20 protein-coding genes and 1 tRNA gene are annotated in these 21,764 nt (G+C 74.3%); 9 read left to right on the top strand and 12 right to left on the bottom strand.

Annotated elements, in window-relative coordinates; all coding sequences use genetic code 11:
* Window positions 1-2 precede the first annotated feature (2 nt).
* The 4 genes from ngg to O7619_RS08655 all read left to right on the top strand — a co-directional run bounded on the left by ngg (window position 3) and on the right by O7619_RS08655 (window position 4,736).
* Complete coding sequence (ngg, locus tag O7619_RS08670; RefSeq protein ID WP_282286855.1) at window positions 3-1,841, top strand: N-acetylglutaminylglutamine synthetase; 1,839 nt, start codon at window positions 3-5, stop codon at window positions 1,839-1,841.
* Window positions 1,838-3,022 (top strand): osmoprotectant NAGGN system M42 family peptidase, encoded by a 1,185-nt coding sequence (locus O7619_RS08665; protein ID WP_282286854.1) that lies wholly within the window; start codon window positions 1,838-1,840, stop codon window positions 3,020-3,022. Before ngg ends, O7619_RS08665 begins: the two co-directional genes overlap by 4 nt.
* A gap of 278 nt (window positions 3,023-3,300) precedes the next feature.
* Window positions 3,301-4,230 carry a ribonuclease Z gene (locus O7619_RS08660; protein ID WP_282286852.1) on the top strand — a complete coding sequence of 310 codons (930 nt, stop codon included), beginning with the start codon at window positions 3,301-3,303 and terminating at the stop codon, window positions 4,228-4,230.
* Complete coding sequence (locus tag O7619_RS08655; protein WP_282286851.1) at window positions 4,227-4,736, top strand: GNAT family N-acetyltransferase; 510 nt, start codon at window positions 4,227-4,229, stop codon at window positions 4,734-4,736. Before O7619_RS08660 ends, O7619_RS08655 begins: the two co-directional genes overlap by 4 nt.
* Before the next feature lie 64 nt (window positions 4,737-4,800).
* Here the strand turns inward: O7619_RS08655 and O7619_RS08650 are convergent, their stop codons facing one another.
* Together O7619_RS08650 and O7619_RS08645 are read right to left on the bottom strand one after the other, a co-directional pair.
* Window positions 4,801-6,171, bottom strand: a complete 1,371-nt coding sequence (locus O7619_RS08650) for a cystathionine beta-synthase (protein ID WP_282286850.1) — start codon at window positions 6,169-6,171, stop codon at window positions 4,801-4,803.
* A 74-nt stretch (window positions 6,172-6,245) separates the two neighbouring features.
* The gene (locus O7619_RS08645; RefSeq protein ID WP_282286848.1) at window positions 6,246-6,602 is read right to left on the bottom strand and encodes a YkvA family protein; all 357 of its coding nucleotides are present in this window, start codon (window positions 6,600-6,602) and stop codon (window positions 6,246-6,248) included.
* Window positions 6,603-6,733: 131 nt separating this feature from the next.
* Between O7619_RS08645 and O7619_RS08640 the strand changes: the two genes are divergently transcribed.
* From O7619_RS08640 to O7619_RS08625, 4 genes are read left to right on the top strand one after another with little or no spacing between them, the layout of a single operon-like run.
* On the top strand, window positions 6,734-7,780 hold the full coding sequence (locus O7619_RS08640; protein WP_282286846.1) for an SGNH/GDSL hydrolase family protein: 1,047 nt from the start codon (window positions 6,734-6,736) through the stop codon (window positions 7,778-7,780).
* The gene (locus O7619_RS08635; RefSeq protein ID WP_282286845.1) at window positions 7,777-8,589 is read left to right on the top strand and encodes an SGNH/GDSL hydrolase family protein; all 813 of its coding nucleotides are present in this window, start codon (window positions 7,777-7,779) and stop codon (window positions 8,587-8,589) included. Before O7619_RS08640 ends, O7619_RS08635 begins: the two co-directional genes overlap by 4 nt.
* Before the next feature lie 58 nt (window positions 8,590-8,647).
* Window positions 8,648-9,910, top strand: a complete 1,263-nt coding sequence (locus O7619_RS08630) for an acetyl-CoA C-acetyltransferase (protein ID WP_282286844.1) — start codon at window positions 8,648-8,650, stop codon at window positions 9,908-9,910.
* Window positions 9,911-9,950: 40 nt separating this feature from the next.
* Window positions 9,951-11,435 carry a CYTH and CHAD domain-containing protein gene (locus tag O7619_RS08625; protein WP_282286843.1) on the top strand — a complete coding sequence of 495 codons (1,485 nt, stop codon included), beginning with the start codon at window positions 9,951-9,953 and terminating at the stop codon, window positions 11,433-11,435.
* Window positions 11,436-11,946: 511 nt separating this feature from the next.
* Here O7619_RS08625 and O7619_RS08620 read toward each other — a convergent pair.
* The 3 genes from O7619_RS08620 to O7619_RS08610 form a co-directional block, all read right to left on the bottom strand.
* Window positions 11,947-12,267 (bottom strand): hypothetical protein, encoded by a 321-nt coding sequence (locus tag O7619_RS08620; RefSeq protein WP_282286842.1) that lies wholly within the window; start codon window positions 12,265-12,267, stop codon window positions 11,947-11,949.
* Window positions 12,268-12,362: 95 nt separating this feature from the next.
* Complete coding sequence (locus O7619_RS08615) at window positions 12,363-13,196, bottom strand: Bax inhibitor-1/YccA family protein (RefSeq protein ID WP_282286841.1); 834 nt, start codon at window positions 13,194-13,196, stop codon at window positions 12,363-12,365.
* 111 nt (window positions 13,197-13,307) lie between these two features.
* Window positions 13,308-13,388: transfer RNA gene (locus O7619_RS08610), tRNA-Leu, on the bottom strand.
* Between the two features lie 103 nt (window positions 13,389-13,491).
* Here O7619_RS08610 and O7619_RS08605 point away from each other — a divergent pair.
* Window positions 13,492-15,330, top strand: a complete 1,839-nt coding sequence (locus O7619_RS08605; protein ID WP_282286840.1) for a hypothetical protein — start codon at window positions 13,492-13,494, stop codon at window positions 15,328-15,330.
* On the opposite strand, the gene O7619_RS08600 is transcribed toward O7619_RS08605, so the two are convergent.
* The 7 genes from O7619_RS08600 to O7619_RS08570 all read right to left on the bottom strand — a co-directional run bounded on the left by O7619_RS08600 (window position 15,317) and on the right by O7619_RS08570 (window position 21,764).
* Entirely contained in the window at window positions 15,317-16,651 is a 1,335-nt protein-coding gene (locus O7619_RS08600; RefSeq protein WP_282286839.1) for an NAD(P)/FAD-dependent oxidoreductase, read from the bottom strand. The two genes, O7619_RS08605 and O7619_RS08600, sit on opposite strands and share 14 nt — an antisense overlap.
* A gap of 102 nt (window positions 16,652-16,753) precedes the next feature.
* Window positions 16,754-17,314: a hypothetical protein gene (locus O7619_RS08595; protein ID WP_282286838.1), complete on the bottom strand. Its 561-nt coding sequence runs from the start codon at window positions 17,312-17,314 to the stop codon at window positions 16,754-16,756.
* Window positions 17,315-17,369: 55 nt separating this feature from the next.
* Window positions 17,370-18,734 (bottom strand): DUF58 domain-containing protein, encoded by a 1,365-nt coding sequence (locus O7619_RS08590; protein WP_282286836.1) that lies wholly within the window; start codon window positions 18,732-18,734, stop codon window positions 17,370-17,372.
* The gene (locus tag O7619_RS08585; RefSeq protein WP_282286835.1) at window positions 18,734-19,732 is read right to left on the bottom strand and encodes a MoxR family ATPase; all 999 of its coding nucleotides are present in this window, start codon (window positions 19,730-19,732) and stop codon (window positions 18,734-18,736) included. The genes O7619_RS08590 and O7619_RS08585 overlap by 1 nt, the downstream gene beginning before the upstream one ends.
* Complete coding sequence (locus O7619_RS08580; protein ID WP_282286834.1) at window positions 19,732-20,316, bottom strand: hypothetical protein; 585 nt, start codon at window positions 20,314-20,316, stop codon at window positions 19,732-19,734. The genes O7619_RS08585 and O7619_RS08580 overlap by 1 nt, the downstream gene beginning before the upstream one ends.
* Window positions 20,313-21,032 carry a DUF4129 domain-containing protein gene (locus O7619_RS08575; protein WP_282286833.1) on the bottom strand — a complete coding sequence of 240 codons (720 nt, stop codon included), beginning with the start codon at window positions 21,030-21,032 and terminating at the stop codon, window positions 20,313-20,315. Before O7619_RS08575 ends, O7619_RS08580 begins: the two co-directional genes overlap by 4 nt.
* An 18-nt stretch (window positions 21,033-21,050) precedes the next feature.
* Window positions 21,051-21,764 (bottom strand): uracil-DNA glycosylase, encoded by a 714-nt coding sequence (locus O7619_RS08570; RefSeq protein WP_282288739.1) that lies wholly within the window; start codon window positions 21,762-21,764, stop codon window positions 21,051-21,053.

Genomic DNA, 21,764 nt, shown 5'->3' with positions numbered 1-21,764 from the left:
CCGTGACCGACACCCTCGCCACCGGCACGGCACGCACCGACCGGGAACGGGTGCTGGGCCGGCGCCGGGAACGCACCGGCCCGGGCGGCGACCCGGTCGCCCCCGGTACGCCGGAGCCGCGCCGGCCCTCCGCCGAGTCCGCGGACGCCTCCGGCGTGGTGCTGGACTGCGGCTGGGGTCGGCTGGTCTTCGGTCAGACCTTCACCGACCAGCTCCACGTGGCCGACGTGCTGCGCTCCGAGGCCAACGGCGCCCGGGACATCTGCATCTACTTGCGCGACCCGCACGTGCTGGTCTCCCGGCTGCCGGACGAGCTGTTCATCGACCCGTCGCTCACCTACCGGCTGCCGCTCGGCGAGCGCCGGCCGGCGGCCACCGAGGGTGAGGACATCCCCGGACTGACGATCCGACCGCTGCGTGACGCCGACGACGCGGACGCGGTGAACCGGATCTACGCCCGCAACGGCATGGTCACCGCCCCGGTCGAGGTGCTCGTGGACAACGCCGGCACCGAGCGGTTCCTGCACCTGGTCGCCGAGGACGCGACAGGCGAGGTGGTCGGCACCATCACCGGCGTGGACCACGTCGCGGTCTTCGACGACCCGGAGAACGGCGCCAGCCTCTGGTGCCTGACGGTGGACTTCAACACCGCGCCGCCCGGCACCGGTCAGGCGCTGCTCACCGCGCTCGCCGACCGGCTCGACGCGCGCGGCCGGGCGTACGTGGACCTGTCCGTGCTGGCCGAGAACTCCGGCGCGATCCGACTCTACGAGCGGCTCGGCTTCCACCGCACCGGCACGCTCTGCGTGAAGCGGAAGAACCCGATCAACGAGCGGCTGTTCCTGCCCGCCATGCCGGCGGGGTACGACGAGCTGAACCCGTACGCCAAGATCGTCGCGGACGAGGCGATGCGGCGCGGCATCCGGGTGGAGGTGACCGACCCGCACTGGGGTGAGCTGAAGCTGACGAGCGGCGGCCGGACCATCCACACCCGCGAGTCGCTGTCCGAGCTGACCTCGGCGGTGGCGATGAGCCGCTGCGACGACAAGCGGGTCACCCGACGCATCCTCACCGAGGCGGGGCTGTCGGTGCCGCGCGGGCGCACCGCCACCGGCGAGCCCGACGACGTGGCGTTCCTGGCCGACGTCGGCCCGGTGGTGGTCAAGCCGGCGCGGGGCGAGCAGGGCAACGGGATCACCGTCGGCGTGCGGACGCCGGAGGCGCTGACCGCGGCCGTCGAGCTGGCCCGGCGGTTCTGCCCGGACGTGCTGATCGAGGAGTTGCGCGCGGGCGAGGACCTGCGGGTGGTGGTGATCGACCACGAGGTGGTGGCCGCCGCGGTGCGCCGGCCGGCGCAGATCACCGGCGACGGGGTGCACGACGTCACCGAGCTGATCGAGCGGCAGAGCCGCCGCCGGGCCGCCGCCACCGGCGGCGAGTCCCGGATCCCGATCGACGGCATGACCCGCGAGGTGGTGGCCGAGGCCGGCTACCAGATGCACGACGTGCTCCCCGAGGGGCAGGTGCTGGCGGTCCGGCGGACGGCGAACCTGCACACCGGCGGCACCATCCACGACGTGACCGCCGAGCTGCACCCGGCGATCGCGGAGGCGTGCGTGACGGCCAGCCGGGCGCTCGACATCCCGGTCACCGGGCTGGATCTGCTGGTGCCCGCCCCGGACGCGCCGGAACACGTCTTCATCGAGGCCAACGAACGGCCGGGGTTGGCCAACCACGAGCCGCAACCGACCGCCGAACGGTTCGTCGACCTCCTCTTCCCGGGCACGCGGGCACCGCAGCGACTCTGGTCGCCGGCCGGTGCGGCAGGCTCTGGGGCATGACCGCACGGAAACCCGAACCGCTCAAGCTCGACCTCGAATACCTGCGCCAGGTGCTGGTGGAACTGCTGGAGATCCCCAGCCCGTCCGGGCGTACCGACCACATCCAGCAGTACGTGGGCGAACGGCTCTCCGCGCTCGGGATCAGCTCCACGCTGACCCGGCGCGGGGCGCTGAGCGCCTGCCTGCCCGGCCCCCGGTCGACCGGGGCGGACCGGGCCGTCGTGGTGCACACCGACACCATCGGCGGCATGGTCAAGCGGCTCAAGGAGAACGGCCGGCTGGAGATCAACCCGATCGGCACGCACAGCGCCCGCTTCGCCGAGGGCGCCCACGTGCGGGTCTTCACCGACCACCTGGACCGGGTGGTCACCGGACAAATACTTCCGCTGAAGGCGAGCGGGCACCGCTACAACGAGGCGGTCGACCTCCAGGGCGTCGGCTGGGAGCTGGTCGAGGTCCGGGTGGACGAGCCGGTGACCGACGAGGCCGGCCTGCGGGCGCTCGGCATCGACACCGGGGACTTCGTCGCGCTGCTGCCGAACCCGTCCATCACCCCCAGCGGGTACGTCAAGTCCCGGCACCTGGACGACAAGGCCGGCGTGGCCGCCGTGCTCACCGCGTTCAAGGCGATGGTCGACGCCGGTGTGACCCCGGCGGTCAGCGCGCACCTGCTGGTCACCGTCACCGAGGAGATCGGCCACGGCGCCAGCCACGGGCTGGACCCGGACGTGGCGGAGATCGTCTCGGTGGACGCGGCGGTGGTCGCGCCCGGCCAGCAGTCCCGGGAGAACGCCGCCACCCTGGCCATGGGCGACGGGGTGGGTCCGTTCGACTACCACCTCACCCGCAACCTGGCCTCGATCGCCAAGGAGCACGGCGTCGACCTGGTCCGGGACGTGTTCGACTACTACCGCTCGGACGCGGCGTCGGCGGTCGAGGCCGGGGCGCACGCCCGGGTGGCGTTGCTCGGCTTCGGCGTGGACGCCACCCACGGCCACGAGCGCACCCACCTGGACGGCCTGCACCACCTCACCCAACTGCTCTGCCTCTATCTGCAGAGCCCGCTGGTGTTCCCGGAGTGGGACGCCGAGCCGGAGGGCGACCTGGCCGACTTCCCGTCGCTGGCGGTGCAGCCCGCGCACATCGACGGCCCGCGCGAGGGCCCGATCGGCGTGGAGTAGACGTCTGTGATCGAAATCCGTTGCCGAGGCCGCCGGGGAGTGGATAGCGTGGCGGTACACGGGAAAGGAGGTGGTCCAGACTTGTATAGCAATCGGACTCGTGAGGTGGCTGTCCGCTAGCCGCTGTCCTCGACAGTGAAGAACGATCGTCGAGACCGTGTGGCAGCGGTGCGGCGAAACCACGACAGCCACCCGACCCCCGGGGTGCCGGCCACAGTCCAGCCGGCCCGCGCGCGAGCGCGGAAGCCCCGGGGGTCGCTTCATGTCGGGAGGCGGCCTTGTCCATGCGTGAGCTGGTGGTTCTGGGCACGGCCAGCCAAGCCCCCACCCGGGTCCGCAACCACAACGGCTACCTGCTGCGCTGGGACGACGAGGTGATCCTCTTCGACCCGGGCGAGGGCAGCCAGCGCCAGATGCTGCACACCGGCGTCACCGCCACCGACCTGACCCGGATCTGCGTCACCCACTTCCACGGCGACCACTGCCTCGGGCTGCCCGGCATGATCCAACGGCTCTCCCTGGACCGGGTGCCACGCCCGGTGGCCGTGCACTTCCCGGCCGGCGGCACCGAATACTTCGCCCGGCTGCGCCACGCGTCGAGCTTCCACGAGACCGCCGAGCTGGCCGTCGAGCCCATCCACGCCGACGGGCAGCGCGTCGCGCTCGGCATCGGCACGCTTGAGGCCCGCCGGCTGCGACACCCCGTCGAGACGTACGGCTACCGCCTGATCGAGCCGGACGGCTGCCGGCTGCTCCCGGAGCGGCTGTCCGCGTACGGCATCGCCGGTCCGGCGGTGGGAGAGCTGCTCCGCGCAGGCCACCTGGACCTCGACGGGCGTCGCGTCAGCCGCGACGAGGTGAGCGTCACCCGACCGGGGCAGCGATTCGCGTTCGTGATGGACACCGGGCTCTGCGACGGGGTGTACGCCCTCGCCGAACACGCCGACCTGCTGGTCATCGAGTCGACGTTCCTGGCGTCGGAGGCCGCGCTCGCCGCCGAGGTCGGCCACCTCACCGCCGGCCAGGCCGCGCGGGTGGCGGCCGAGTCGGGGGTACGCACGCTCGTGCTCACCCACTTCTCCCAGCGGTACGCCGACCCGCGCCGATTCCACGACGAGGCCCGGGAGCACTTCACCGGCGAGCTGGTGATCGCCGAGGACCTGGGCACGGTTCCGGTGCCACCCCGACGAGTACCGTCGCCGGAGTGACGCTCTCCCTACGGCCCGCTACCGAGGCCGACCTGATGGCGGTCGGCGCTCTGCACCAGCGTTCCCGGGTGGCGGCATACTCGTCGTTCCTGCCGCCGGAGGCACTTGCCGACCCGACCCCGGAGGCGATGGGCCGATACTGGGTGGAACGGCTGACCTGGGAGGGCGCCGACCACCGGATGATCGTGGCCGAGCGGGACGGGCGGCTGGTCGGCTTCAGCTATCTGGGCCCGGACGACGAGGGCGACCCGGCGACCGGGCTGCTCAGCGCCATCCACCTGGAGCCGGACGAACGGGGCCGGGGCACCGGCCGGGCGCTGATGGTGGACGCCCTGTCCGCGATCCGGGCCCGTGGTTGGACCCGGGCCGCGCTGTGGGTGCTGCGGGACAACGCCGCCGCGCGCCGCTTCTACGAGCGCGGCGGCTGGCACGCCACCGGCGGCCACCTCACCGAACACATCGGCTCCGTCACCGTCCCCCAGCTCCGCTACACCCGTGCGGTGTAAGGAGGGGCCCCTTGTTAACGCCTTTGGTAGAGCAGGGGCCCCCTCTTAACACCCACTCGCTGACTCAGCGGGCGCCGAGGTGGGCCAGCAGGTCCTGACGGGTCAGCACGCCCCGCGGCTTACCGTCGACGAGCACGAGCGCCGCGTCGGCCTTCTCCAGCAGCCCGACCGCCTCGCTGACCGGCTGCCCACCACCGATCATCGGCAGCGGCTCGCCCATGTGCCGCTCGATCGTGTCGTGCAGGTGCGCCTGGCCGGTGAAGAGCGCGTCGAGCAGGTCCTTCTCGGCGATCGAACCGGCCACCTCGCCGGTCACCACCGGCGGCTCGGCCTTCAGCACGGGGAGCTGGGAGACGCCGTACTCGCGCATGTAGTCGATGGCGTCGCGGACCGTCTCGGTCGGGTGGACGTGCACCAGCTCGGGCAGGCCACCCGGCTTGTTGCCGAGCGCGTCGGCCACGGTCGGCTCGGTGCCGGCGTCGGCCAGGAAGCCGTACCGGGCCATCCACCGGTCGTTGAAGATCTTGGACAGGTAGCCCCGGCCGCCGTCCGGCAGCAGCACCACGACCACGTCGTCCGGCCCGGCCTTGCGGGCCACCTCCAGCGCGCCCACCACGGCCATGCCGCAGGAGCCGCCGACCAGCAGCCCCTCCTCGCGGGCCAACCGCCGGGTCATCTCGAACGACTGCTTGTCCGACACCTCGACGATCTCGTCGGCGATCCCGCGGTCGTACGTCGTCGGCCAGAAGTCCTCACCGACGCCCTCGACCAGGTACGGCCGGCCGCTGCCGCCGGAGTAGACCGAGCCCTCCGGGTCCGCGCCGACCACCCTGACCCGGCCCTCGGACGCCTCCTTGAGATAGCGGCCGATGCCGGAAATCGTGCCACCGGTGCCGACACCGGCCACGAAGTGCGTGATCTTGCCCGCGGTCTGCCGCCACAGCTCCGGGCCGGTGGTCTCGTAGTGCGAGCGCGGATTGGCCGGGTTGCTGTACTGGTCCGGCTTCCACGCGCCGGGGATCTCCCGGGCCAGCCGGTTGGAGACGTTGTAGTAGGAGCGCGGGTCCTCCGGCGCGACGGCGGTCGGGCAGACCACCACCTCGGCGCCGTACGCCCGCAGCACGTCCTGCTTGTCCTGGCTGACCTTGTCCGGGCAGACGAAGACGCAGCGGTAGCCCTTGAGCTGGGCCACCAGGGCCAACCCGACGCCGGTGTTGCCGCTTGTCGGCTCCACGATCGTGCCGCCCGGCCCGAGGATGCCGGCCTTCTCGGCGTCCTCCACCATGCGCAGCGCGATCCGGTCCTTGACCGAGCCGCCCGGGTTGACGTATTCCACCTTCGCCAGCACGGTCGCCTGGATGCCCTCGGTGACGTTGCGCAGGCGGACCAGCGGGGTGTTGCCGATCAGCTCGACGACGTTGTCGTAGTACTGCACCTCGTTGTGCCCTTCGTCGCGCCGCCGTCGTGGGGCGGCCGGTCGGCCGGTTTCGTCGCCCAGCGTACGTGCCGTCAGGGGGCCACATGCCCGGGGATGACCGAGCTACGGCGCGCCTCCCACTCCAGGAACCGTTCCGTCTCGGCGAGCACGCTGCCGGCCAGCCAGGTGACCATGACCGCGTCGTCCGCCAGCCCGAAGATCGCCAACGGGATCTCCGGCAGCAGGTCGATCGGGGAGACGATGTACGCCGTCGCCCCGGCCATCAGCGCCAGCCGCAGCCCACCGTCGTACTCCCCACGGCTGGTGGCCCGGATCATCCGGGGCAGCGCCGCCATCCGGGCGCCGAGCGACGGCCCGCGTCGCGCGCCGGCCGCCAGTGCCCGGGCCAGCGCGGCGAACGCAGCGCTGCGCTTCAACGTCTTCCCCATGTTTCCGCCTCTCTCCGCCGGACCAGGGTGCGCCACCGGGGCAAGTCCACCCCACTGATACCCAGAACGGTCACCGTCCAGCCACCCGATCAAGGACAGCGACGGTCGTGCCGGCGCGATACTGTCGGTTCATGGGGGACGCTGGTTCCGTGGCGCCGGTCCGCCGGCGACGCGCCCGGCAGATCGCCCGCCTGGCGGCGATCGGCACGGGCGCCACGGTGGCGGCCACGGCCGCCACCGGCGGGGTGCTGCTCGGCCAAGCCCGGCAGGCCCGGCGCACCATCCCGATGGCCCAGGCCCCACCACCGCGCTGCGACGGCGTCTATGGCGCGAGGTTCCCCGGCCCGCCGGTCACCATGGTCGTCCTCGGTGACTCCTCCGCCGCCGGCTACGGCGTCTATCGGCGTCGGGAGACGCCCGGCTCCCTGCTTGCCACCGGGCTGTCCCGCCGCCTGCACCGGCCGGTCCGGCTGCACCGCTTCGCCGTGGTGGGCGCCCTGTCGGCCGGGCTGAAGCCGCAGGTCGAGTCCGCGCTGGAGGTCGAGCCGGACATCGCCGTGATCCTGGTCGGTGGCAACGACGTCACCAACCGCACCCCGCCGGCGCTGGCCGTGCGCTACCTGGTCGACGCGGTCCGCACGCTGCGTGCCGCCGGTTGCGAGGTGGTCGTCGGCACCTGCCCCGACCTGGGCACGATCCGGCCGATCCAGCCGCCGCTGCGCTGGCTGGCCCGGCGGTGGAGCCGGCAACTGGCCGCCGCCCAGACGGTGGCGGTGGTGGAGGCGGGCGGCCGGACGGTCTCCCTCGGCGACCTGCTGGGGCCGCGGTTCGCCGCCGAGCCCGGCCGGATGTTCGCCTGGGACCGGTTCCATCCCTCGGCGGAGGGGTACGCGATGGCTGCGGCGGCGCTGCTGCCCACCGTGCTCTCGGCGCTGGAGGCGGTGCCCGAACGCCGTCCTTCGCTCAGCGGGCTGGAGGGCGTACGGTCGCTTCCGGAGGCGGCTCAGGAGGCGGCCCGGCACGCCGGCACGGAGGTCACCGGCGCCCAACTGCGAGGCCGCGACCGCGGGCCGGGCGGCCGGTGGGCGCAGCTTCGCCGACGGGCCTTCTTCGGCGTCGGCGCGGTGCCACCCACCGGCACCGCGGCCGACCCGGCCACGCTGGAGGGAACGGCATGAGTGGAACGAACGAGGCGGCCCGGTGGGGCCGGGCCGCGGCCCTGTCGCTGCTGGCGGGCACCGTGGGTGGCGCGGCGGTGCTCGCCGGCCAGGCCGTCGTCGCCCGCAGCCGCGAGTACGCGCAGCCTGAGCTGGGTCTCGTGCTGCGGGCCACGATCGGCCGGGCCGACGCGCCGCCGCTGCGGCTGGTGCTGCTCGGCGACTCGTCGGCGCTCGGCGTGGGTGTGGACCGGTTCGAGGAGACCATCGGTGGCCAACTCGCCCACCTGCTCGCCGAGGGGCCGACCGGCCGGCGGGTGCACCTGTCGAGCGTCGGGGTCTCCGGGTCCCGCGCCACCGACCTGGCCACCCAGGTGGCCCGGGCGCTGCTCGGTGAGCGGCCCGACGTGGCGTTGGTGCTGATCGGGGCGAACGACGCCACCGCGCTGGGTCGCCCGGCCGACGCGGCGGCCTACCTCGGCTCGGCGGTGCGTCGGCTGCGCGAGGCGCACGTCGAGGTGGTGGTGGGCACCTGCCCCGACCTCGGCGCGGTACGCGCGGTCGCCGCCCCGCTGCGCCAGGTGCTCGGCTGGTCCGGGCGGCGGATGGCGCGGGCCCAGACGGTGGCCGTGCTCGACGCCGGCGGCACCGTGGTCGACCTGGGGACCGAGACCGGCCCGGTGTTCCGGGCCGACGCCGGCACGCTGTGCCACGACGGTTTCCATCCGTCCGCGGACGGCTACCGGGTCTGGGCGCACGCCTTGCTCCCGGCGGTCGCCGCCGCCGCGGCGGTCGCGTTCCGGCACCACCGCCGGCCGCCGGCGGGGTGACATTTCCCGCCCGGCGCGTGGCTTCCACCGCAAGTTACCGGCGGGTTAACGTTGGCTCATGCCGATTGAGTCGCCCCGCGACGCCGTCATCGTCGCCACCGCCCGGTCCCCCATCGGCCGCGCGTTCAAGGGTTCCCTGCGCGAGGTCCGCCCGGACGACCTCGCCGCCACCATCGTCCAGGCCGCCCTCGACAAGGTCCCGGCGCTCGATCCCACCACCATCGACGACCTCTACCTGGGGTGCGGTCTGCCCGGCGGGGAGCAGGGCTTCAACATGGCCCGGGTGGTCGCCACCCTGCTGGGCCTGGACGGGCTGCCGGGCGCCACGCTGACCCGCTACTGCGCCTCGTCGTTGCAGACCACCCGGATGGCGATGCACGCGATCCGGGCCGGCGAGGGCGACGTGTTCGTCTCCGCCGGGGTGGAGATGGTCTCCCGGTACGCCCGGGGCAACTCGGACGCGCTGCCGCCGGAGGCGCAGGCGCTTGTCGGCGGCGGCTGGGAGAATCCGCGCTTCGCCGCGGCGCGGGAGCGTTCGCAGGCCCGCGCGCAGGCCGGCGCCGAGGTGTGGACCGACCCGCGGGAGGCCGGCGCGCTGCCGGACGTCTACCTCGCCATGGGTCAGACCGCGGAGAACCTGGCCCAGGTGTACGACGTGAGCCGCGAGGACATGGACGCGTTCGGCGTCCGCAGCCAGAACCTGGCCGAGAAGGCGATCGCGGACGGCTTCTGGGCCCGTGAGATCACCCCGGTCACGACGCCGGACGGCACCGTGGTCAGCACCGACGACGGCCCGCGTGCCGGGGTGACCATGGAGGCGGTGGCCGGGCTCAAGCCGGTGTTCCGCCCGGACGGCCGGATCACCGCCGGCAACTGCTGCCCGCTCAACGACGGCGCCGCCGCGGTGGTGATCATGAGCGCCGGCCGGGCGGCCGAGTTGGGCCTCGCCCCGCTGGCCCGGATCGTCTCCACCGGTGTCACCGCGCTCTCCCCCGAGATCATGGGGCTCGGCCCGGTCGAGGCGTCGAAGCAGGCGCTCAAGCGGGCCGGCATGACCATCGACGACGTCGACCTGGTGGAGATCAACGAGGCGTTCGCCGCCCAGGTGATCCCGTCGTACCGGCAGCTCGGCATCCCGGAGGAGAAGCTGAACGTGGCCGGCGGCGCGATCGCGGTGGGCCACCCGTTCGGCATGACCGGCGCCCGGATCACCGGCACCCTGCTCAACGCGCTGGAGTGGCACGACCGGACCATCGGTCTGGAGACCATGTGCGTCGGCGGCGGCCAGGGCATGGCCATGGTGCTCGAACGGCTCACCTGAGGCCGATTCGCGGCGGCGCGAAGCGGGTACCGCACCCGGCATGGGGACCGTCGTGGAACGCGAGCGCAAGTTCTCCGGCGATGACGGGTTCCGGCTGCCCGACCTGGCGGGGTGCGGTGGCGTCGCGACGGTGTCCGACGCCACCGCCCTGGAGTTGGACGCCGTCTACTGGGACACCGACGACCTGCGGCTGCTCCGCAGCGGCCACGCGCTGCGGCGGCGTACCGGCGGGCACGACGCCGGCTGGCACCTGAAGGTGGGCGCGGTCGGCGGCGCGCGGGTGGAGCACCAGTTCCCGGCCGGAGCGTCCGACGCCGGCCCGCCGGCCGAGCTGGTCGCGCTGATCCGGGGCGCGTCCCGGGGCCGACCGGTGGCGCCGGCGGCCCGGATCGTCAACCACCGCCGGGAGCGGCGGCTGCTCGACTCCGGCGGCCGGGTGCTGGCCGAGGTCGCCGAGGACGACGTCCGGTCCGAGGACCTGGTCGACGGCACCACGCAGAGCTGGCACGAGGTCGAGGTCGAGCTGATCGACGGCGACGAGGACCTGCTCGACGCGGTGGCCGCCCGGCTGTCCGGGGCCGGCGCCCGCGAGGTGCCGGTCAGCAAGTCGCACCGGGCGGTCGCGCACCGGCTCGCGCGCGTCGACGACCGGCCGCCCGCCGACGCGGCCGGGCCGGTCATCGGGTACGCCCGGGAGCAGCGCGACACGATCGTCGCGAACCACGCGGCGGCGTACCAGGGGGACGAGGACGCCGTCCACGACATGCGCGTGGCGGTCCGCCGGCTCCGGGCCACGCTGCGGACGTTCCGCGGCCTGTGGGCCCGGCGGGAGAGCGAGGCGGCGCGGGCCGAGCTGCGCTGGCTCGGTGGCGAGCTGGGTGCGGTGCGCGACCACCAGGTGATGGCCGCCCGGCTGGCTGCGGCGATGCACGAGCTGCCGGACGAGTTGGTGCTCGGCCCGGTCGCCGCGCGGATCGGCGAACGGTTCGCCGCCGACCTGGCGAAGGCGATCACCGCGTTGCGGGCCGCGCTGGACTCCGACCGCTACCCCGAGCTGCTGACCCGTCTGGATCGGCTGCTCGACGGCACCGCGGGCGAGGTCGACGGTCGCTGGACAGACCGCCGGATACGCCGCGCGGTGCGCCGCGCCGACGAGCGGCTGGACCGGGCGCTCGCCGGCGGCGGACCGGCCGGGGACGCCGCCCTGCACGAGGCGCGCAAGAAGTACAAGGCGGCCCGGTACGCGGTGGAGGTGCGCCAGGCGGCAGCCGGGAAGCCGGCCGCCCGCCTGGTGAAGCGGTTCAAGCGGCTCCAGGACCTGCTCGGCACGCACCAGGACTCGGTGGTGACCCGGGAGGTGCTGCTCCGCCACGCGCTCCGGGCGTACGCCGAGGGCGAGAACACGTTCACCTACGGCCTGCTGCACGCCCGCCAGGCGGAGACCGCCGGGCACGACCTGCCGGCGGTGCTGCGGGCACGGGACCGGGCCCGGCGGCGCAGGGTACGCCGCTGGCTGACCCGCTGACCGCTGGGCTGCCGGGCGCCGTTATGCGTTGGCAGAGTCCTCCGACGGGCCTGGCAACGACCTTCTCACTCGCCCGGCGGCCTCCCGCCGGCTCCTGCGTCAGCTCCGGCCCTGAGACGGCCTTCCCGTGCGGCGGCGGGAGGGCCTCTGTCGGCGCCTAGAAACTTGATGACGCAGATGAGTCAGGACAGCGCCTCGGTCCGCGTGGACAGCGGCCGTGTCCAACCGGACCTTGGCCCCACCCGGCCCTCGCCCCCGCCTTGCCCGACGCCGCACCTACCCGGCAGGGCAACTCCGGACCTCACACTGCCGGCTGATCCATTCACGTCATCAAGTTTGTAGCGCCCGGAGAGGCACCCGTTCGGGTAGAGGCGTCACCTCACCGCGACGACCGCCGTGTGACAGGACCGGCTTGCGACATCCCGGCCGGGCACAGCGTCAGGAACCTCCAGACCACGCCAGCGCCCGAAGGCACGCCGGCATCGAGGTGCGCCGTGTCCGACGGCTGCCGCTAGAGAGCGGAACGGGTGCGGGTCACCGCTTCGGCGGCGCCGGCCAGCACGGGCTCCGGCGGGTCGGCCACGACCAGGTCTGCGGCGACCACCCGGAGCTGGTCGGGCAGGGCCAGGTCACTGGGGAGCCGGGGCACCTGACGGCGCGGCTCGCCGGCCACGTCCGCCGCCAGGTTGGCGATCTCCTGGACCAGCTTGTGCACCAGGTCGGCCCGGGACACGTTGCCCCCCTCGGCCGGGGCCGACCAGCGCGGCTGCTGCCAGTGCCCGACCTGTCGGACCAGCAGGGTCACCGCCCGGTCCAGCTCCGCTGCGCTCATCACCGCCGAGTCTACGGTCGGACGGGCAGGGAAACGGCGACGCCCGCCGCCACGGGGTGTGGCAGGCGGGCGTCGGCGGACGGGCAGGCGGACGGTCAGTCGTCGCCTTGGAGGTAGCTGAGCAGGCGCAGGATCTCCAGGTAGAGCCAGACCAGGCCGACCACGATGCCGAACGCGGCCGTCCAGGCGTAGCGCTGCGGGAGTCCCATCCGGACCCCCTCCTCGATCTGCGCGAAGTTGAGCACGAAGCTCAGCGACGCCACCACGATGCAGACCAGGCTGAAGCCGATCGCGAGCGGGCTGCCGTCGCGCAGGTGCGTGTTCACGCCGAACAGCGACAGCACCAGGTTGACGAGCATGACGCCGAACAGGCCGGCGATGATCGCCATCATGATCCGGGCGAACTTCGGGGTGGCCCGGATGATCCGCGCCTTGTAGATGATGGCCATCAGGAAGAAGACGCCGAAGCTGGCCGCCACCGCCTGGAGCACGATGCCGTCGTAGAGCGACTCGAACGCCTTGCTGACCAGGCCGACGAAGACGCCCTCGACGATCGAGTACGCCACCACGAGCGCCGGGTTGGCGATCCGGGAGAACGAGATGATCAGGCCCAGCACCAGGCCGACCACTGCGGCGCCGATCCAGGCGACGCCGGCCAGGGCGTCCGGCACGAGCACCCACGCCGCGGCACCCGCGGCGCCGAGCAGGGCGAGCATGAGGACCGTCTTGACCACGACGTCGTCGATGGTCATCGGGGTCACGGCGGGCGGGGCCGCCGGCTGGCCGTAGGCGCCCGGGTAGGGCTGCTGCGGCGGGTACTGCTGGGGGTATCCGGGCTGACCGTACGGCCCGGGCTGGGCGTACCCGGTCGCCCGCTCACGCTCGGCCGCCTGGCCGAGCCGGGCGAGCACCGGGTTCGTGGACTTCACTTCTCAGGCCTCCCTCAGGGGGTCGTTCGCACGCAGACGTGCGCCTCCAGGGTAGACGGGGAGGCCAACCCGTGTGCGGCGCGAAGCTGTGGGAAACCTGAGAGTTCGGGGTGCCCGGGGCGGGGGTCGAACCCGCACGCCTTGCGGCAGCCGCTTTTAAGGCGGCCGTGTCTGCCGTTCCACCACCCGGGCGGGTGACACCGGCGCGTCGACGCGCGTGGCGGTGCAGATCTCACCGTAGCGGCTGCGCCGCGCCTCGGCGTACCCCGGCGGTGTGGCCGCTAGGGTCGGGGCCGTGACCAGCGCCGCCCGCCCGGCCCCGGCGTCCGGCCCGGACCAGGCGCTCCACCCCGCGCCGCCAGCCGTCGGGGCGCGGCTGGCCCGGGTGCGGGCCGCCGCCCGCCGGCACGGCGCGGACCTGCTGGTCGGGCTGGCGTACGCCGGGTTCGCCGGCTGGCTCACCCACCACCTGTGGTCGGCGCCGGGCAGCCGGATGCTCGCGCTCAACCCCGCCGACCAGACGCTCTACGAGTGGTTCCTGGCGCTCGACGCGCGCGCCCTGCACGGCGACCTCAGCCTGGTCACCGACCGGCTCAACGCGCCCGACGGGGTGAATCTGCTGGCCAACACCTCGGTGCTGGCGCTCGGGGTGCCGCTGGCGCCGGTCACCCTGGCCTTCGGTGCGCCGGTCACGTTCGCGCTGCTGGTGGCCGGCAACCTGGCCGGCACAGCGCTCGCCTGGTATCTGCTGTTCAGCCGGGTGCTGCGGGCCCGCCGGCCCGCCGCCGGGCTCGGCGCGGCGCTCTGCGGTTTCGGGCCGGGCATGGTCTCGCAGAGCAACGGCCACCTGCACATGACCGCGCAGTGGCTGGTGCCGGTGGTCGTCTGGTTGGTGGTCCGGCTGCTGCGCGCCGCGGACCCGGCCGGCCGCCCGGGCGGCCCGGACCGTCGGCGGATGGTCTCCTCGGCGGTCGGGCTGGCCGCCGTCGTCAGCGTGCAGGTCTTCGTCGGCGAGGAGGTGCTCTTCCTCACCGCGCTCACCCTGGCGGTGATGGCGCTCGGGTACGGGTTGGCCGACCGGGAGCTGGCGCGCCGCGCGCTTCCCGGCTTCGCCGGTGGGCTGCTCTGCGCCGCCGGGCTGGCGCTGCTGGTGCTGGCGTACCCGCTCCGGGTGCAGTTCGCCGGCCCGCGGGGCGTCGCGGACGGGATGTTCCCGGCGGCCTACTTCTCCGCCGACCTGACCGGCTGGGTCAGGCTCTCCGCGCTCACCGTGTTCGGCGGCCCGGAGTCGGTCCGGTTGACCACCGGTCCGGCCGAGTTCACCACGTTCCTGGGCTGGCCGCTGCTGCTGGTGGCGGTCGGCTGCGCGGTCTGGTCGGGGCGGCGGGCGCTGGTGCGCGCCATCGTGACCGCGGCGCTCGTGATGGCCGCGCTCGCGCTCGGCCCGGAGGTGGTGGCCGGTGGCGAGCGGACCGGCGTGCCCGGCCCGTACGCGCTGCTCGACGGCCTGCCGGTGGTGGACGGCGCGCTGCCGACGCGCTTCGCGCTGGCCGTGCTGCCGCTCGTCGGCGCCGTGCTCACGCTCGCCGTGCACCGGGCGCTGCGCGAGCCGGGTCCGGCCCGCCGGGTGGTGCCACTCGCGGTCGGCGCAGCCCTGCTCAGCGTGTTCCCCACGCCGCTGCCCACCGTCGACCGGCCGCCGCTGCCCGAGTTCGTCACCGGCGGCCACTGGCGGCAGTGCGTACGCCCCGGCGGGGTGCTGGTGCCGGTGCCGACGGCCACCCCGCGCGATCCCGGGCCGATGCGCTGGGCCACCGCCGCCGGGGTCGAGTTCGGCATGCCGGAGGGCTTCTTCATCGGCCCGTACGGGCGGGGCGGCTCGGCCACCATGGGCACCTGGCAGCGCCCCACCTCGGCCCTGCTCACCGACGTGGCCCGGCAGGGCGTGCCGCGGGCGGTCGGGGACCGGCAGCGCCGCCAGGCGGCCCGGGACGTGGCGGCCTGGGGCGCGTCGTGCGTCGCGCTCACCGACGACGCACCGCACGCGCCCCTGCTGCGTCGCACGCTGGAGGCGCTGTTCGGGCCGGGCACCCGAGTCGCCGACGCCTGGACCTGGCGGTTCAGCCCCGCGTAGCGCCGACCGGCGGGGCGGACGCCTCGGCGAACTCCTCGCGCGGGTCGTGCAACTGCCCCAGTGCGACCACCTCACGCTTGAGGAAGAACGCCAGCGACCAGTCGACCACCACCCGGACCTTGCGGTTGAGCGAGGGGATCCGCGACATGTGGTACGTCCGGTGCATGAACCAGGCCGGCCAGCCGGTCATCTTGATGCCGTAGACCTGCGCCACGCCCTTGTGCAGGCCGAGGCTGGCGACGCTGCCGACGTGCTTGTGCTTGTAGTCGACCGGCTCGCGCCCGCGGACCACGTTGACGATGTTGTCCGCCATCCGGGCCGCCTGCCGCACCGCGTGCTGGGCGCTCGGCGAGCAGAAGTTGCCCGGCTCCTTGGTCAGGTCCGGCACGGCGGCGCAGTCACCGGCGCTCCACGCGCCGTCGACCACCCGGTCGCCGTCCACGACCTGGAGCGTCGGGAGGCAGGTGACCCGGCGGCGCTCGTCCCGCGGAAGGTCGGTCGCGTCGAGCATCGGCGACGGCTTCACCCCGGCGGTCCAGACGATCGTGTCGGAGGGGAAGGTGTCCCCGTCGGAAAGCTCGACCACCCCGTCGACGCAGGACTCCAGCCGGGTGTCCAGCCGGATGTCCATGTTCCGCTTCATGAGCTGCTGCACCGTGTAGGCGCCCATGTCCCGGTCGACCTCGGGCAGCACCCGCTGGGTCGCCTCGACCAGCACCCAGCGCATCTCCGCCGGCGTCAGCTCCGGGTAGTAGCGCAGCGCGTCCCGGGCCATGTCCTCCATCTCGGCGAGCGCCTCGATGCCGGCGTAGCCGCCGCCGACGAAGGTGAACGTCAGCGCCCGGCGGCGGACCTCCGGGTCGGTGGTGGCAGCCGCCACGTCGAGCCGGTCCAGCACGTGGTTGCGCAGGAAGATGGCCTCGCCGATGGTCTTGAACCCGATGCCGTTCTCGTGCAGCCCGGGGATCGGCAGGGTACGGGAGACCGAGCCGGGGGCGACCACCACGTGGTCGTACGGGATCTCCCGGGCCGGGCCGCTGATCGGCTGCACCACCGCGGTCTTGCGGTGGTGGTCGATCCGGGTGACCGTGCCGGCCACCACCGTGCACTTGCGCAACTCCCGCCGCAGCGGCACCACGGCGTGCCGAGGGGAGATGTTGCCCGCCGATGCCTCCGGGAGGAACGGCTGGTACGTCATGTGCGGCTGCGGGTCGACGACGACCACCTCGGCCTCACGCGAGCTCAGCTTCTTGGACAGACGCAGAGCGGCGTACAGGCCGACGTGCCCGGCACCCACGACAAGGATCCGCTTCGGATTCACGCCTCCATCTTTCCCCGGGGGGCTCGGGTAATCCCGCGCGAGACCCCCTTCTGTGACGGAGCACAACCGGTGTGACCTGCGCAACGTGCCCCGGATGTCCCGTCACCTGCGACGCAGCAGCCACCCCAGCAGCGCGCTCAGCCCCACCGCGACCAGCAGCCCCGCCACGGTCGCCGCCTGTGTGCCGCCGCTGCCGCCGACCCCGCCGAGCCAGGCCAGGACGATGCCGAGCACCGCGCTCGCCAGCACCACCCCGCCGGCCCGGGTCAGCCACCGCAGCACCAGGTCCGGGTCGATCAACCCGTCGTAGGGCAGCAGCGCGGCGAGCGCGCAGAGCGTGTGCGCCAGATAGAGCAGCGTGGCCACGGCGAGCAGCCGCCACAGCGCCGGCGGCCGGTCGAAGCCGAGCGCGGCCAGCAGCCAGCCGGCGACCGTCACGAGCGCGGTGAAGGTCGGCCAGATCCGGCGCGGCCCGACCGCCGGCAGCACCGCGGCCACGGTCAGGGCCAGCAGCGCCCGCGGGGCCAGGGCCTCCGCCGGGTACGCGAGCAGGAAGCCGGCCAGCACGGCGAGGAAGATGCCGCCCCGCACCAGCAGCGGGAGCGCGCTGACCCGCGCGGCCCGGTACCGCAGCCCGCGCATCCGGTCGACCACGGCGTTCATCGTGCCCGCCCTTCGTTCGCGACTGCGGGACTCCGCTCCGCTGCGTTCCTCGCGCTCACCGGCCCCCCACCCGGGGGGCGGTGGCCAGGCGGGCCACGTCGCGCAGCACCTCGTCCAGGCTGCCCGCGCCGGCCCACCGCACCACCGGCACGCCGTGCTCGCGGAGCTGGCCGATCATCGTGTCCCGGTCCAGCCGCCACAGCCGGTACGCCACCTCGGCCCAGCCCCGGTCCTTCGGCACCGGCAACTCGGCCGGCAGCGTGTCCACCGCGACCACGAACCGGCCGCCCCGCGCCAGCCGGGCCAGCATCTGCGCCGACCGTTCGTCGAGCAGCGGCGTGAGCACCACCACGAGCGCGTCCGAGGAGAGCACCTGCGGGCCGAACACCTGGTCGTACGGCTCGTGCGGGGAGGACTCGGCGTGCACGTCGAGCAGCCACTCCAGCACCGTCAGGTATTGCCGCCGGCCGGTCGCCGGGCGCAGTCGCCGGGCGGCCGGACCGTACTCCAGCAGCGCCACCCGGTCGCCCCGGTGCAGGTAGTGCTCGGCGATCGCGGCGGCGGCCCGGACGGTGGTGTCGAGCACCGACGCCGGTCCGCGTACGCCACCGGATCGGCCCGCCTCGGCCAGCACGTCCAGCAGCACCACCACCTCGGCGTCCCGGTCGGAGAGGGTGGCGGCCACGTGCAGTTGGCGGGCCCGCAGCGACACCCGCCAGTCGATCCGGCGCAGCCGGTCCCCGGGGGCGAAGACGCGCACGCCGGCCAGTTCGCCGCTCTCCCCCGGCCGCCGGGACCGGTGCCCGCCGACCAGCCCGGCGGCCCGGGGCATCGCCTCGACCGCGTCAAACGGCTCGGTGCGCGGATAGACCCGGGCCCGGATCGCGTCGGTGATCACCGCTCGGGAGACGAGCAGCCCGTCGGCGGCGGCGACCCGGACACCGGCCGGGCCGACCGGGTGCCGGCCCCAGCGCAGCGCGCTGCCGGTCAGCTCCAGGTCGACCGCGCTGCCCGGGGGCACGGAGGTGACGAACGGCCGGTCCGCGCCGCCGGAGCGGCTCACGTCCACCGCCGCGCCACCGAAACCGACCTGCTCCACCCGCAGCCACGGGGACATCCGGGTCCGCACCACCGCCATGTCGTACCCGATCAGGTCCGGGTTGGCGACCGCCACCGTGGCGGCCATCGGCGCGCCCTCGACCAGGTGGGTGTCGCCGACGCTCAGCTCCAGCTCCGGCTGGGCGGCCGGGCGGCGGCGCAGCGCGTACGCGGTGCCGAGCGCGAACGGCGTGGCCAGCACCACCAGGTCGATCCGGCCGAGCAGCACGGCCGCGACGATCAGCACGCCGGTGAGCAGCACGGCCCGGCCGAGCGCCCAGGTGGGCGCCCAGCCGCCCGCCGGCTCGGCCCGCACGTCCATCAGCGCCCGGCGGCGTAGCTGGGCAGCGCGCCGCTGGCCGGGGCGGGCGTCGAGTCGAGCACCTCACCGACGACGAACGCCGGGTCCACCCGGCGCAGCCACATCTCCGGCCGCAGCGTGATCCGGTGCGCCAGCGCGGGCGCGGCCACCGCCTTCACGTCCTCCGGCACGACGTAGTCCCGGTTGGCGAGCACCGCGCGGGTGCGGGACAGCAGCAGCAGCGCCAGCGAGCCGCGCGGTGACGCGCCGACGAGCACCGACGGGTGCTCCCGGGTGGCGGCGGTGAGCGACACGATGTACCGGCCGATCGAGTCCTCGACGACCACGTCCTCCAGCGCGGCCTGCATGGCGCGCAGCGTGCCGGCGTCCACCACCGGTTTGATCTCGGCCTCCTCGCGGCGGCGGGCGATCCGCCGGCGCAGCACGTCCCATTCCTCGTCGTGGGTCGGGTAGCCGAACGAGACGCGCAGCAGGAACCGGTCGAGCTGCGCCTCGGGCAGCGGGTAGGTGCCCTCGTACTCGATCGGGTTGGCGGTGGCGAGCACGTGGAACGGCTCGTCCAGCCGGTAGGTCACGCCCTCCACCGAGACCTGCTTCTCCTGCATCGCCTCCAGCAGCGCCGACTGGGTCTTCGGCGGCGTCCGGTTGATCTCGTCGGCGAGCAGCAGGTTGGTGAAGAGCGGCCCGGCCCGGAACGAGAAGTCGCCGCTGCTCTGGTCGTAGAGGAAGGAGCCGGTGACGTCGGCGGGCAGCAGGTCGGGGGTGAACTGGAGCCGGCGGAAATCCAGCCCGAGCGCCTGCGCGAAGCACCGCGCGGTGAGTGTCTTGCCCAGGCCGGGCAGGTCCTCCAGCAGCACGTGCCCGCCGGCGAGGATGCCCGCCAGCACCAGTTCCAGCGCGTCGCGCTTGCCGACCACGACGGTGCCGACCGCGTCCAGGACGGCCCGGGCGAGCCGGCCCACCTCGGCGGGGGGCATGCTCCGGTCCACGTCGTTCATCAGAGTTTCTCCAGTTCGGCGACGATCGCCGCGAGGTCGCGCGGCGTCGGGGGGCGGCGGGCGGGGGTGCCGAGGAACGTCCAGAGCGGCTCGCCCAGCAGGGCACGGGCGCGCGCCGGGTCGGACTCGCGGGTCACGCCGTGCCGCTGGCGCAGCCGCTCGTCGGCCAACTCGCCCAGGCGGGGCAGCACCCGCTCGGTGAACCGTTCCCGGTTGTCGGAGCACCAGTCGAGTGGTCGTTCCCAGCCGTTGATGGCGGTCCGCAGCGCGTCCCGGGCGGACCAGTTCCAGGTGCCGGGCTCCTCCCCGCCGGCGGAGGTGCGGAGGCCGGCGCGGGGTGGCGGCGGAGGGGAGAGCGCGGCGGTGACCCGGCGGACGGCGAGCACCGCGAGCACACCCGCCACGATGATCCAGATCGGCACCCGCAGGCCCACCGCGCGCAGGCCGACCACGATCACCACCACCACGGCGGCGGTGATCGCGGCGGTCCGTAGCAGCCTCCGCGCCCGGCCGCCCGAGGGCTGTTCCGCGGCCCCGGCGGGCTCCTCGCCGGAGCCGAGCAGATCGTCGATGCTGGTGCTCATACCGGACCCGCCACGCTTGTCAGCTCGCCGCGCAGCCGCCGCAGCGCGGCCCGGGCCTGGTCCCGCATGCGCTCGTCGACCGCGTGGGTGGCGTAGCGGGCCTCCCGGTAGACGTGTGCGAAGCCGTCCAGCACGTCGGCGCTGGCGATCGCCGGGATGCCGGCCGCCGGGTCACCGCGCAGCAACCTGCTGACCAGGTCGGTGGGGGTGTCGCCGGTCTGCCGGGGCACGCCGGCGTCCTCGGCGGCCTCCTCCAGCCGGACCCAGCAGGCGATCACCGCGGTCCGCGGGTCGGTGGACCGGTCGTCCAGCTCGACCAGGCCGGCGTCCAGGGCCGCCACCACCTCGCGGGCGGTGCCCTCGGCGGTACGCCGGGTGCGCCGTGCCGCCACCGCGCGGGTCTTCCGGCGCGGCAGGGCACGGAGGATGCTCCACAGCGCGTAGCCGACGCCGGCCAGCACGATCACGGACAGCAGCGCCACGGCGACGGTGCCCAGCCAGTCGGGCACTCCGCCCGAGCTGGGCTCGCCCACTTCCCGGGGCTCGATCCGGATCGACGGCACCGCCTCGGGCGACGGATATTTCGGCGCGTACGGGACGGCGGGCGGGATCCGGCTGGCCCCGATGGCGGAGTGACCGGCGGCGAGCGCGGCGACCGCGAGCAGTGCCGCCACCGCCGCGACCGGCCACCACCTGCGCAGCACGCCGAAATCCATTCCACCGCCTCAGGTGTGTCAGTCCACCCCGGACAGGTGCTTCGCCCGGGTGAACACGTCGTCCAGCATCGAGGGCGTGAGCCGGCCGGTGAACGTGTTCTGCTGGCTGACGTGATAGCAGCCGAGCACCGCCGGCACGGACTCGCCGGACCAGTGTGCCCCATGCCCGAACGCCGGTCGCGGTGTGGGCGGGCGCTGTCCGTACACCTGGCGTAGCACCGGCCACCACGCGGCCCACGCGAACGCGCCCAGGGCGACCACGACGCGCAGCGTGGGGCGGACCAACTCGACCTCGCGGTGCAGCCACGGCGCGCAGGTGTCCCGCTCGGCCGGGGTGGGTTTGTTGTCCGGCGGCGCGCAGCGCACGGCGGCGAAGACGCGGGTGTCCCGCAGCCTCAGGCCGTCGCCGGCGGCGACGCTCGTCGGCTGGTTGGCCAGCCCGGCCCGGTGCAGCGCGGCGAAGAGCACGTCGCCGGAGCGGTCCCCGGTGAAGACCCGGCCGGTGCGGTTGCCGCCGTGCGCGGCGGGCGCCAGTCCGAGGATGGCGATCCGCGCGTCCGGCGGGCCGAAGCCGGGCACCGGCCGCCCCCAGTAGTCCTGGTCGCGGAACGCGGCCCGCTTGACCCGGGCCACCTCCTCGCGCCACGCCACCAGCCGGGGGCAGGCGAAACAGTCGCTCACCGCGCCGTCGAGGTCGGCCAGGTCGGTCGCCCGCGCGGCGCGGGCGACCAC

Source organism: Micromonospora sp. WMMD998 (assembly GCF_029581235.1).
Classification (GTDB): Bacteria; Actinomycetota; Actinomycetes; order Mycobacteriales; family Micromonosporaceae; genus Micromonospora.
The sequence above is the reverse complement of the archived record's forward strand: the minus strand, read 5'-3'. Positions and strand labels throughout refer to the sequence as shown.